The sequence below is a fragment of the Streptomyces sp. NPDC046860 genome, from assembly GCF_040645115.1.
In the GTDB taxonomy this organism is placed as follows: Bacteria; Actinomycetota; Actinomycetes; order Streptomycetales; family Streptomycetaceae; genus Streptomyces.
Window position 1 is genome coordinate 265,299 of sequence record NZ_JBEYXQ010000006.1, and the last position, 12,275, is coordinate 277,573.

The following is a 12,275-nucleotide window of genomic DNA, read 5'->3' on the forward strand; positions in this document are numbered from 1 at the left end:
AAACGGTGCCGGTCCGGTACCGGGGGAGGGACCGCGCCACGAACCTGGTAGTCGTGACCTCGGGCGGGCAGGCGGCTCAAGTTTGGTCCCGCCCCAGGCGCGCGACGCAACCGGACCGTGTACTCCGCACGAAGGCGACCTGAGCACGATGCGTTGCTTGTTTCGCACGACGGAGCAGGACGCGCCCACCGCATGTCATGCCGCCGAGCGCACCGGTGCTGACGGCCAGTCCGGACGGTTCACTGCCGCCCGGACCTACCCAACCCCTCCCGCACAGCAGTTCGGCCGAGGCCTGTCTCAGGACGCGCCCCGCTCCTGCCAGCGGTCCCGGAACCAGGCCAGGGTCTGGGCGATCAGTTCGAGGTTGTGCTCCTTCTCCAGGACGGACAGCCGGAAGCTGGGGTGCAGTTCCAGCTTGCCGTCCGGGATGTCGACACCTTCGAGTTCGTTTAATCGCCCGAGGAGCTCGGCGCGCAGGGCGCGGTCGGTGAACGGCTCCCGCGCGGCGAGGTACTGGAACACCACCTGTGCCGTGCCGCCCCGCCCGCTGCCCGGGTAGAGCGTCAGCGGCCAGATGCCGCGGCCCGGCGCGCCCGCTTCACCAAGCATGAGGAACGCGCTGGTGATGACGCGTCCCGCGCCGTGGCCGACCCAGCCGCCGAGCTTCTCCCAGCGGGCGAAGAGCGCACGTACGACCTCGACCGTTTCACTGGAGTCGTCCGCGATGAGCTGACGGAAGAACCGTTCGGAGCGCGTCTCCTCACCCGGTGCTTCCGCGGTGCCCTGAGCGGTGTCCTCGCCGTCCATCCGGTCGTCGTCCGTGCCGGCGAGCAGAGCGGCGAGGTCGTCGGCGGTGAGCCGCTGGGCCGGGTCGGCGGCACCGGTGGTCGTGAAGCGGATGCCGTCGGCGGCGAGCCTGGCGCGGACGTCGTCGCTCCCAGTGTCCTGGGGTGCCGCCCACCGGAAGCCGTCGGAGACCTTGCCCTCGGAGGTGAGGACCCGGTACGCGAACGCCACGCCGGGCGTGTTGGCCAGGTGGTTGCCCACGGCCTGGGCGCCGGAACCGAGGAAGGCGGCCAGGTCGCCGTAGGAGGTCCAGGTGCCGTGGGGGAGGGCAGCGAGGACCTGGTGGGCGAGCTGCCAGTCCCGGCTGCGCTCCGCGCGGCCCACTCCGCGCAGCGGGGCCGGCCACAACGCGATCGCACGGTCGGCGAGCTCGTCGGCGCGGGCCAGAATTTCCCGTTCACTCCAGCGCTCGGTGGCGGCGATGCGGCGGTTCATCTCGAGGTGGCTGCCCTGCAGCAAGTCCTGCTTGCGCTCGAAGGGGTGATTGGAGAGCTCCGAGTTGACTCCGGTGAGCGTCAGGTTCCCGAGCGTGTGCTGCAACCGGGAGTGCAGATCCTCCGCGCTCTCTCCGTCGGCCACGTCCTCGCTTAGCATCCGGATCCACTCGCTGCCGGGCGACTGCGGCATCACATGCTCGATGGTGAGCTGCGCGGCGGCGAAGTCCACTGGCTCGGGGTGCTCGTAGCTCTCCTCCAGCCGCTGCAGTACCAGCTTGCGCTGGTGCCAGCGTCCGTACTGGTAGAAGGGGGCTGTTCGGATCTTCTCCCGGAGTTCCTCGTCGTCGGGCCAGAAACGGTTGTTGGCGGAGAGGAGCTGGTGCAGGCCGTCGGCCACCGGAACGTCGAGCGGGAGCTGCCCGGGCACCGCCTGGAAGATCCTGTTGAGGTTGTTCGTCGGCACACGGCAGATCATCCGACGCACCAGGAAGCTCTCGATGTACGACATCGCGCGGGCCGTGTCCGCTGAGTCGATTTCCCCGCGTTCGCGCCGCTCGAGCAGCAGCAGGAGCGCGGGATAGGTGACCTGGGCCTGCCAGGTGTCCAGACGACGCAGATGGGCGCGGACCGCCGCGTCCGGTTCCTCGTCGGGGTGGAGCAGCCGGCGGAAGAGAGCACCGCGACGGTGCAACTCCCTGATGTACGCCTCGATCTCCTCTTCGCGTACCTCTCCGCGCTCGAAGCGCTGCTGCTGAGCCGCGTACAGGTCCTGGCGGCGCACCCGGTCGTCCCCGTCGAGGACCAGTTGCAGCCACATGAGCTGTTCGAGCTCGTCGTTGCTCAGGCTGTCCTGCAGGGGCAGCCAGTAGGTCTCGTAGACGTGCTCACCGCGGGTGGGCAGCCGCATGAACAGGTAGTTGCGCAGCAGGTCGGCCTGGCTGAGCTTGAGGCCGGTGTTGTTGAGGGACTCGAAGATGCGGTGCACGTTGTCCCCGCGCTCGGCGGTCACCGCCACCAGGGTGAGCCGAGAGGTGATGGCCTGCTCGATGCGGAACACGTCCTGCGGGGCCGCCGGATCGGCCGCCTCGACTAGTTTGCGGCGGAAGAAGGCGTAGGCCGTGGCGACGCTTCCGCCAGCGGTCTGCTTCGCGCGCGGCCCTCGGACGTGCTCGGCGAACTGCGGCCGGTCGGCCTGTGTCGGCAGCAGCCGGAAGTAGTCGTTGCCGCTCTTGCGCTTGTTGATCAGGTATTCCTCGTCGATGCGCTCCGCTTCGTCGGGCTCGGCGTCCGCTATGTGATCGCGGATCGCGGCCAGGGCGATGGAGAGCGTGGTCAGCCTCTGCTGACCGTCGACGACGAGCCAGCGGGGGAACGTCGCCTCGTTCTGAGGGGACGGTGCGAGCACGACGGAACCCAGGAAGTGCGTGCTCGCCTTCTCCCTGGACTGCAGCAGTTCGGCCTGCTCCAGGATGTCCCCCCACAGCTGCCCGAGCTGTTTCTCCGTCCAGGAATACGTGCGCTGGTAGAGAGGCACCTGGAACTGCTGCGCCCTCCCCTGCACGAGATCGGCGAACAGCGTCTCCTTCGCCTGCATCGGGTCCCCCTCGGTGACTTGTTCACTTGTGTGTGGGGACGACCATAGGGCTTCCCACCGACAGCCACGGCCCCGTCGCCGTCGTACGACGCAGGAATGCCTGCTGAGGAACACCAGGGCTCCGATGTTCCTCAATCCCCGGCTTGGGCGAGCGTGTTTCCCCAGCCGTTCAGCAACGGCAGCAACTGAAGTGACGTTGTGAAGGGGAGGGTGCCATGCAGGACGACTTACTGGTGGTGGGCTTCGACCTGGAGACCCGCCAGGAGGTGCACGTCGTGGAGCGGCTGTCGGACTATTGGAAGCGGATCGGCTACGGCGGTACGGGCCAGTTGGTCTCCTTCTACTGCTTCCACGGCTTTGAGGCGCCGGCGGGTACCCGGATTTCGCTGGTGACGCGCGGGCGGCTGGGAGGGAAGGTGCGCCGGCACTTCGCGCACCCGCCAGGGCAGGCCCCCGTCGGTGGCCACAGTCCCGAGACGGTCTGGCACATCACGACTAACTGATCGTTTCAGAATGCCGCCCTGCGGAGACGCTTGCGGCCCATGGAACAATCCCCTTCAGCCACGGGCTCAGGGGGATGACGCCGTATGGAACGGGTTGGGGATGCACGGGGGCTCGTGCTTGGTTACGTCGACGCTCTGAACGCGGTTGACGAGGCCATGGGGGCGGCGATCCCCTCGCTTGAGCGACTCGCAGATGTCCTCGGCCTGGTCCGTTCGCACCGGATCATCAACCGGAGTGGGCAGGTCGGCACCTACTCCTACACGGTTCATGGAGCCGGGTGCCGCTTCGTCAGCGACAACGGCATCGAGGTCGATGTCGATTTCGCACCCGACGGGAGCGAAATCTTCGACCTCTGGCGGCTGCACCGGTACGGGCTGAGCTTGCCCGAGCCTCTTGACGTCACGGATCAGGACCTGCGGACCGCCGGGCGGTCCCTGCAACCGCTTCTGACCGAGGTGCGACCGGGGTGGTTCAGCGTCACCAGCTGATCGCTTCAGGATGAGGTGCGCAGGCGGCGCAGGCATATGAGGCTGCAGGCCAGTTCGAGCAGGCCCTGGTGGAGATCGGCGCGTCGCTCGTAGCGGGTGCGGAGCCGTCTGAACTGATGCAGCCCGGCAAAGGCACGCTCGACCACCCAGCGCACCTTGCCCAGTCCGGAGCCGTGAGCGACTCCGCGTCGGGCGATCAGCGGTTTGATGCCTCGTTTCCACAGCAGGCGGCGGTACTTGTCGAAGTCGTAGCCCCGGTCGGCATACAGACGCCGGGGCTTGTGGCGGGGACGCCCCCGCAGTCCCCGGATCAACGGAACGGCGTCGAGCAGAGGCAGGAGCTGGGTGACGTCGTGCCGGTTGCCACTGGTGAGCGTGACGGCGAGCGGGGTACCGTGACGGTCCACGATCAGGTGGTGCTTCGAGCAAGAGCGGGCCCGATCGACGGGCGAGGGTCCGACGTGGTCCCCCCTTTGAGCGCCCGGACGTGCGATCCGTCCACGGAGCAGTCGTCCAGGTCCAGCAGGTTGGCGCGACGAAGCTCGGTCAACAGGGCGGCGTGCAGGCGCGGCCAGACGCCGGTCTCGGTCCAGTCCCGCAGTCGGCGCCAGGCCGTCACCCCGGAACAGCCCACCGCCTCCGCGGGGACGTCACGCCACGCGATACCGGTCCGCAGTACGTACATGACGCCAGCGAGCGCCACTCGATCGGGAACACGCAGCCGCCCCGGGTGGCGATGGCGCCGTTCCGGGGCGGGCGGCAGCAGCGGGGCCACCCGCTCCCACAGCTCATCCGGAACAAGATCAGCACGCACGCCGAACACCCTGCTGACCAAGATCGTCGAGCGCAAGACCCACGGCTCAACTCATTCTGAAACGATCAGTAAGGGAGTCCTATTAGGTGATATCCTGATAGTGCTCAGTCCGGGACAGTTCCCCGGTAATCGGTGCGGGTTCTGACGGCCAGTCATCGAACTGTTAGCTCACTGAGTATTGAGATCCACTTCGAGTTTCGATCCGCGACGCGCCTTCATTGAAGGAAGACGTTGCACGTCAGGGGCGAACTCGGTTCGACGACATGCGTATTTGCATGGGTCGGATCGAGCGCCCGTGCCCGGTCCGACCCCTACAGAAGGGTTGAGGGACCGGATGGAAACCGTCAGGTGGGCTGCCGCGATCGTCGGCGTTCTCAGCGGGGCAACGTGGATCGCGGGGCACGCGCTAGATCAGGTGCCGGTCATTTGCCGCAAGGCGGCCAAGGCGGTGCGCTCGGTGCGCGCTCTCAAGCAGGAGCTTCGCAGTCCCAAACCAGAGTTGGACTCTACAGGCCGAGAGCCCGAATGACTGCGGACACATCCACGAGGATTGACGGAGCGTTACCATGTCGGCGCCCCGGCATCCGATGTATCGGCCGGTCCCGTAGATCTCCACGGCCGTACCGTCGGGGCGCCGGATCTTCCGTCCCTGCCGGACGTCAGCGCGGCCCCAGATACGCAAGCCGTCGCCGGACGCGGACACCTCTACGCAGGTGGCGCTCGCGTGGCGAACGATGGCCTGGCCCACGGGGCGAGACTCCTCCAGTAAGCGGGTTCAGGCAGTGAGCTTCTTCTAGTTGGCCACCGATCGAGGGATGGGCCGTGAAGCGCAACGAGCGAGGCCCCCGGGCTGTTGATCAAGATGCCTAACGGCTCACGCTGCTCAGGGTCCTCGTTGGTCATCCACCCTGCCGCACTCGACCTTCCGCATGCACTCGCGGAGTGGGCCACCATGCTCATCGTCACCCGTGAGGGCGACCGACGCTGCAAGCTCCGCCCATCCCAGCGCGCGATGGTGGCACTGGTGTACCTGCACGAACACACCACTCTCGCGAAGATCGCCGCTGGATTCGGGATCAGCTCGTCCACCGCCCACGCCTACACCAGCGCGGTCGTCGACCTGCTCGCCGAACGTGCACCGGGCCTGTTGAAGACGCTGCGCGAGCACGAACCCGACTTCGTCCTGCTCGACGGCATCCTCGCCGAGTGCGACCGGGTCGGCGACGGCCGGGCCGACTAATCCCACAAACACCCGCGCCACGGTGTGAACGTGCAGGTGGTCACCGATCCGGACGGCCGGTTGCTGTGGCTCTCACCCGCGCTGCCGGGCCGGTCTCATGACCTGACCGCCGCCGGCCCCCACCGGATTATCCACATCTGCGAGCGCCAGGGCGTCCCCACGCTGGCGGATCTTGCCTACCAGGGTGGTGGCCCCTGGCTGACCACGGGCATCAAACGCAGGCCCCTGCAGGAACTCACCTCCACCGAGAAGACCGTCAACCGGGCCCTGCCCGCGGCACGGGCACCGGTTGAACGCGGTGTCGCCCGCCTTAAGTCCTGGCGGATCTTCCGCAGAGCCCGCGGCAGCCCGAACCGCATGACGTCAATCGCCAAAGCTGTCCTCACCCTGGAGCGGCAACGCTGAAGAAGCTCACCGAAGAACCACCACACCACGTCGCCGCTTGCGGCTACGGTGGGCGCGTCGTTTCAGAAGGAGGGGAAGTGCCAGAGCTACGGTGGCAGGTCGTGGCCGAGAGCCTTGAACGTAAGTGCAAGGCGCCGACGGCCGAGCAGATTACCATCGCCCGCGCCTTGGCCTTGCCCCTAGGACAGGCCACACCCGCGCTGGTCGCTGCCGCCGAGCTGCGCGTCCTGCTTCGAATGCCTCTGGGGCTCACGCTCGCCGGTGACTTCGGCGACGACGAGTACGAGGTCCTCCTCGATCTCGCGAACCGCACGGACCTGGCGGTTCCCGACATGGACAAGCTCAGGTGCCGGGAGGTGCTTAACGCCTGGCTGCGCGTCGCCCGTGACCGCGAGTCCGCCGCCGCCCTGCGTCGGCTAGAGCCTGCGGTCGATGACGTTGTTACCGCTCGCGACCGGCGCAAGGGGCCGGATATGCACGGCGAGATCTCATCAATCGGCGCCAATGGCCGACTGCACTTCCGGGGCGGCCACGGGCTCGGCACTGCCCCGCATCGGGTCACCCGCATCACCCGCCCCGGTGAGGACGGCTACCTCGATCAGCTCCATCTGGCCCGCGAACACGCCGCTGCGGTTCAGAGCAACCCGGCTCGGATTACCCGAGCCCAGGAGACGCAGCTGGAACGCTGGCGGATCAACTTTCCAGCGACCCCGGCGGCGATCGAGGCACTGCGCAACGCACTGGAGACAGCGGACGACGAGGCCGCGATGCAGCGGCTCTTGGAGAAGCACCCGGCGTTGCTGGCCGGCACCGTAGTGGGCACCCACGACACCTGGATCCGGCCCCAGGTCCAGCTCGGCAACCACTACATGGCCGACTTCATGATCGCCGGTCAGACCTCACTCGGAGTTCGGTGGACGCTGGTCGAACTGGAGAGCCCGGTCAGTCGCCTGACCAACCCCGGCAATAGGCGGGCGACGGCCACCCTGCGGCACGCGGTCGACCAGATCGAGGACTGGCGCAGGTGGCTGTCCACCAATCTGCACTACGCCCGCTCCGCGCGCGACGCCGACGGACTGGGCCTGCCGGGTATCACGGCTGAAGTCCCAGGCTTGATCATCATGGCCCGCGAGACTTACGACGACGCAGCCGCCGAAATCCGGGAACTGCATGCCCGGCGCTCCCACATCCAGGTACGCACCTACGACTGGCTCATGCGCATCAACGAATCCCCCGACCCTCTCCGCCGAGACGCCCCCGACCAACGCCTTCGGCTCGCTTGAAACCAGATGTCCCTCTGCAAGCAGCGTCAGCCTGGAAGAACCGGGGCCCTGGTCGCGGACAGGACCGAGATCGCCGGGGTGATCAGGCTGTCGCCGAAGAACAGCGACGCGCCGGAGATGCCCAGCGCGGCCAGTACGGCGGCGGTTTTTTCGGCCGGCTGCGAGGTGTATCGCCGTAAGAGGGTGATCAGCGCCATGATGCCGGGCCGTCGTTGTCGGCGCGCATCGCCAAGAGCACGTAGGTGACCAGGACGATGACCACCACCGACCAGAACACCAGCGACACCACCCCGTACACGTTCTGCGTCGTGACGGGGACGCGGTGCGGATCGCTCGGGTTGAACACCGTCTGGAGGGTGTAGATCGGGCTGGTGCCGATGTCACCGAAGACCACACCGGGAGCACCGATCCCCAGAGCCAGGCCGTGCCGTGTCGTGCGCGTTCGCATGATGAGCCTCGGCTGTCCGCGATGGGAATCCGTCCTCGCCGAGGACGCCGACAGCAGCGAGCGAGCCGAACGCCGGTCAGGACCGCAAGATCAACTCGTTGCCCCTTTGGTGCGTACCTGGGGCACACTTCTTCCGGGTGCGGGGCGGAAGGCAGGTGCCGCGACACCCGTGTGAGGTGCGCGAGCGCTGGTCGGGCCGCTCAGAACCAGGGACTTTTCAGGGACTTTCAGCTCTGCCCCAGGGACTTTCCAGGGATTTTTCGCTGAGTAAGCGGGAAAAGGCCTGACAGCTTCGAAAGACACAAAGCCCCAGTTCAGGGTAGGTTTCCTGTCGGTAGATGGCGCTCGCAGGGCCGTGTCCCCGTGCAGTTCCACGTGGGCTGGGCGAGGACGCGCGGATGTGGGCCTGGCAGGCGCCGCGAGAGTCCCCTGACGACGGCGCCGCCGTGGGTGCTGGTCGGGGTGAACTCGCCCTTGAACACCGCCACTTGGCGGCGTCGCCGCATTCTCTAGTACGTCTCGAACTGTTGAGCGCAGACCGGGACGACTCCCCGGGTGAACACCGGCGGACGCGACGCCTCGCCTCAGTCCACCGGCCAGGTGTGCACCGGGGCGTTGAGGTGCATGTAGTCGATGTACAGCTCCGTCATCCGGCGCAGCGCCTCGTGGCGGCCGGCGTGCGTGGTGTCCTCCAGCTTCCGCACGGTCTCCTGCTGCCACACCGCGCCGTTGCGGGCGGTGACACACCGCTGCTCGATGATGCCGAGCAGCGGTTCCCGCCACGCCGCGTCCATGCCGGACAGTTCCAGCCCCCGGTGCGCCAGCGGCAGCAGCCGCCGCAGCACGAGTTCGGGCACCGGCACCTCGCCCATGCCCGGCCAGTACAGCAGCGCCTCGATGCCGTGCCGGGCCGCCGTGTGCAGGTTCTCCCGCGCCGCCGAGAACGACATTCGGGACCAGACCGGCCGGTCCTCCTCCACCAGGGCCCGCGTCAGGCCGTAGTAGAAGGCGCCGTTGGCCAGGGTGTCCGCGACGGTCGGGCCCGCCGGCAGCACCCGGTTCTCCACCCGGACGTGCGGCCGGCCCTCCGCCACCGCGTACACCGGGCGGTTCCAGCGGTAGATCGTGCCGTTGTGCAGGGTCAGCTCCGCCAGCTCCGGAACGTCCCCCCGGTCCAGGGTCTCCGCCGGGTCCTGCTCGTCGCACAGCGGCAGCAGGGCCGGGAAGTAGCGCAGGTTCTCCTCGAACAGGTCGAAGACGCTGTTGATCCACCGCTCCCCGAACCACACCCGGGGCCGCACCCCCTGCACCTTGATCTCCTCGGGCCGGGTGTCGGTCGCCTGCTCGAACAGCGGAATCCGCGTCTCGTGCCACAGCTCCTTGCCGAACAGGAACGGCGAGTTCGCCGCCAGCGCCACCTGCACCCCGGCGATGGCCTGCGCCGCGTTCCAGTAGGCCGCGAAGTCCTCGGGGGAGACCTGGAGATGGAACTGCGTGCTGGTGCAGGCGGCCTCCGGGGTGATGGTGTCCGCGTAGGTGCGCAGCCGGTCCACCCCGTCCACCTCGATACGCAGATCCTCGCCCCGGGCCGCGAAGACCTGGTCGTTGAGCAGCCGGTAGCGCGGGTTCTCCGACAGCGCGGCCACCCCGATGTCCGCCTGGCGCAGCGTCGGCAGGATGCCGACCATCACCAGTCGCGCGCCCACCGTGTTGGCCCGGTCCTCCGCGTGGTTGAGGGCCGCCCGGATCTCTTCCTCCCAGGCGTCCGGCCCGCCCGCCGTCAGCCGGCGCGGCGGCACGTTGATCTCCAGGTTGAACCGGCCCAGCTCGGTCGACCAGGACGGGTCCGCGATCGCCTCCAGCACGTCGCTGTTGCGCATCGCGGGCTCCGCGTCCGCGCCCACGAGGTTCAGCTCGATCTCCAGACCGACCCGCGGCCGGTCGACGTCGAACCGCGACTCGCGCAGCATCTGCGCGAACGCGTCGAGGCACTCCTGCATCTTGAAGCGGTACCGGCGGCGGTCCTCGCGGGTGAAGACGAGCGCCGGGACGTCACGCCCCATCGGCCCTCCTGAGTCCCTCGTCCGGCACCTGGCCAACCCAGCGTCGCACCACCCACGACACGCCACCACGCGACGGCATCAGCGCTGGTCCCCCACCCGTGCCAGCAGCAGGGCCACGTCGTCGTGGTCGTCGGGGTGGCGCAGGCCGTGCACCAGCCGGTCGCAGACCTCCTCCAGCGACGGGCCCGGCTCGCCCAGCAGGGACAGCAGGGTCTCCAGCCGCTCGTCGATGGCGTGCTGCCGGGTCTCCACCAGCCCGTCGGTGTACAGCACCAGCAGATCGCCGGGCTCCATCGGCACCGTGACCGCCTCGAACGGCACCCCGCCCACCCCGAGCGGCGCCGCGGGCGGCAGGTCGAGGAACCGCGGCGCGCTGCCCGGCCTGACCAGCGCGGGCGGCAGATGCCCGGCGTTGGCGACCGTGCACCGGTTGGTGGCGGGGTCGTACACCGCGTACAGACAGGTGACGATGTAGTGCTCCAGATCGCAGGTGATGCGGTCCAGGTGGCGCAGCACCGCCTCGGGGGCCAGGTCGAGGTCGGCGTAGGCGCAGGTCGCCGTGCGCAGCCGGCCCATGGTGGCGGCCGCGTCGATGCCGTTGCCCATCACGTCGCCCACCACCAGGGCCGTACGGTCGTCGGTCAGGGGGATGACGTCGTACCAGTCGCCGCCCACCTCGCTGGTGGCCTGCGCGGGCTCGTAGCGGGAGGCCACCTCCAGGCCGGTGTGCCTGGGGGAGTGGTCGGGCAGCAGGCTGCGCTGGAGGGTGAGCGCGGTGTTGCGCACGCTCTGGTACCAGCGCGCGTTGTCGATCGCCACCCCGGCCCGGCCCGCGATCTCGGCGGCCAGCACCACGTCGTCCTCGTCGAACGGCAGCGGATTGCGGGTCCGCTTCAGGTCCAGCGCGCCCAGCACCTCGCCGTGCGCGATCAGCGGCACCGCCAGGTACGAGTGCACGCCCGCCTCCGCCAGCAGCGCCTCCCCGTCCGCGTCCCGCGCGATCCGCGGCAGGTCGGCGGGCTGCACGTGCGGCACCAGCACCGGCCGCCCGGTGTGCACGCACAGCGTGACCAGCCGGTCCCCGGCGTAGGCGGCCAGGTCGCCCGGCGGGTCCGCGGCACGGGTCGCCACGGTGGGGTGGGCCGCCTTCAGGGCGAGCGCCCGGAACAGCTCCGGGCCGTCGTCCGGGCTGCTCATCCGCCGGCAGGCCAGCGCCGAGTCCAGCACGTCCACCGCGACCACGTCCGCCAGCACCGGCGCCGCCACCTCGGCCAGTTCCCGCGCGGTGCGCTCCACCTCCAGCGTGGTGCCGATCCGCGCCGAGGCGTCGGCGATGACCGCCAGCCGTCTGCGCGCCCGGTCCGCCTCCCCGGCCGCCTGGTGCCGCTCGGTGACGTCCACGACGGAGACTGCCGCGCCCAGCACCCGGCCGCTCGGGTCCTCCAGCCGGTAGAAGGACAGCGACCAGGCGTGCTGCCGTCCGGGATCGTCGCTCGGGCGCCCCACGTGATACTGGTCCAGCAGCGGGGTCCCGGTGGTGAGGACCTGGCGCAGCGCCGACTCCACGGTCTCCATGTCGGTCAGCGGCAGCGTCTCGCGCGGCGTGCGGCCGACGTGCTCGGCGGCCGGCATGCCGTCGATCCGCTCCAGCGCCGGGTTGACCAGCAGGTACTTGAGGTCCGGGTCGAGCAGGCCGAGACCGATGGGGGACTGGTAGACCAGCCGCTCGCACAGCGCGAGGTCGGTCTCCACGCGCTGGAGCAGGGCCCGGTCGGCGGCGATGCCGAGCGCGTACACCTCGCCCCGGTCGTCGAGCAGCCGCATGGTGCGGAACTCCGTCAGCCGGCTGGAGCCGTCCTTGTGCCGTACCGGGAAGGCGCCCGCCCAGCCCTGGCCGGTGGCCAGCACCTCGGAGAACAGCCGCACCGCGGACTCGATCCGGCCCGGCGAGACCAGCAGCCGCCCCGCCTCGGCGCCCAGCGCCTCCTGGGCCGTGTAACCGAACAGGTCCTCCGCCTGCGGGGTCCAGAACACGATGCGCCCGCGGGTGTCCAGGACCACCGCGGCCACGCTCAGCAGGTCCAGCAGCCCGGTCGGCCGGGGGTCCTCGGCCTCGTTCTCCTCGTCGGACCGGAAGGAGTCCACTGTCATCC

General features: G+C 69.2%; 7 protein-coding genes and 2 pseudogenes. 4 read left to right on the top strand and 5 right to left on the bottom strand.

Annotated elements, in window-relative coordinates; translation table 11 throughout:
• Window positions 1-297: 297 nt before the first annotated feature.
• Window positions 298-2,877, bottom strand: a complete 2,580-nt coding sequence (locus tag ABZ898_RS11920) for a DUF262 domain-containing protein (RefSeq protein ID WP_361656122.1) — start codon at window positions 2,875-2,877, stop codon at window positions 298-300.
• Between the two features lie 215 nt (window positions 2,878-3,092).
• Between ABZ898_RS11920 and ABZ898_RS11925 the strand changes: the two genes are divergently transcribed.
• Together ABZ898_RS11925 and ABZ898_RS11930 are read left to right on the top strand one after the other, a co-directional pair.
• Window positions 3,093-3,380, top strand: coding sequence for a hypothetical protein (locus ABZ898_RS11925; protein WP_361656125.1), 288 nt, complete (start codon window positions 3,093-3,095; stop codon window positions 3,378-3,380).
• 114 nt (window positions 3,381-3,494) lie between these two features.
• Window positions 3,495-3,869 (top strand): hypothetical protein, encoded by a 375-nt coding sequence (locus tag ABZ898_RS11930; protein WP_361656127.1) that lies wholly within the window; start codon window positions 3,495-3,497, stop codon window positions 3,867-3,869.
• Between the two features lie 5 nt (window positions 3,870-3,874).
• Here ABZ898_RS11930 and ABZ898_RS11935 read toward each other — a convergent pair.
• Window positions 3,875-4,683 (bottom strand): IS5 family transposase gene (locus ABZ898_RS11935; RefSeq protein WP_361656130.1). Its coding sequence is split into 2 segments (ribosomal slippage): window positions 3,875-4,344 and window positions 4,344-4,683, totalling 810 coding nucleotides; the frame shifts between segments, so codons are not numbered across the junction.
• Between the two features lie 895 nt (window positions 4,684-5,578).
• Between ABZ898_RS11935 and ABZ898_RS11940 the strand changes: the two are divergent.
• Together ABZ898_RS11940 and ABZ898_RS11945 are read left to right on the top strand one after the other, a co-directional pair.
• A pseudogene (locus ABZ898_RS11940) lies at window positions 5,579-6,328 on the top strand (transposase family protein).
• A gap of 101 nt (window positions 6,329-6,429) precedes the next feature.
• On the top strand, window positions 6,430-7,611 hold the full coding sequence (locus ABZ898_RS11945) for a Shedu anti-phage system protein SduA domain-containing protein (RefSeq protein WP_361656133.1): 1,182 nt from the start codon (window positions 6,430-6,432) through the stop codon (window positions 7,609-7,611).
• 26 nt (window positions 7,612-7,637) lie between these two features.
• Here ABZ898_RS11945 and ABZ898_RS11950 read toward each other — a convergent pair.
• The 3 genes and pseudogenes from ABZ898_RS11950 to ABZ898_RS11960 all read right to left on the bottom strand — a co-directional run bounded on the left by ABZ898_RS11950 (window position 7,638) and on the right by ABZ898_RS11960 (window position 12,273).
• Window positions 7,638-8,059, bottom strand: a pseudogene (locus ABZ898_RS11950) (KUP/HAK/KT family potassium transporter).
• A 584-nt stretch (window positions 8,060-8,643) separates the two neighbouring features.
• On the bottom strand, window positions 8,644-10,122 hold the full coding sequence (locus tag ABZ898_RS11955; RefSeq protein ID WP_361656136.1) for a glutamate-cysteine ligase family protein: 1,479 nt from the start codon (window positions 10,120-10,122) through the stop codon (window positions 8,644-8,646).
• 78 nt (window positions 10,123-10,200) lie between these two features.
• Window positions 10,201-12,273: a SpoIIE family protein phosphatase gene (locus ABZ898_RS11960; RefSeq protein WP_361656139.1), complete on the bottom strand. Its 2,073-nt coding sequence runs from the start codon at window positions 12,271-12,273 to the stop codon at window positions 10,201-10,203.
• Window positions 12,274-12,275: the final 2 nt, after the last annotated feature.

Bases quoted from the DNA above. Each gene is read 5' to 3' on its own strand.
- ABZ898_RS11925 (WP_361656125.1), top strand. From the start codon at position 3,093: ATGCAGGACGACTTACTGGTGGTGGGCTTCGACCTGGAGACCCGCCAG.
- ABZ898_RS11955 (WP_361656136.1), bottom strand. From the start codon at position 10,122: ATGGGGCGTGACGTCCCGGCGCTCGTCTTCACCCGCGAGGACCGCCGC.
- ABZ898_RS11920 (WP_361656122.1), bottom strand. From the start codon at position 2,877: ATGCAGGCGAAGGAGACGCTGTTCGCCGATCTCGTGCAGGGGAGGGCG.
- ABZ898_RS11960 (WP_361656139.1), bottom strand. From the start codon at position 12,273: ATGACAGTGGACTCCTTCCGGTCCGACGAGGAGAACGAGGCCGAGGAC.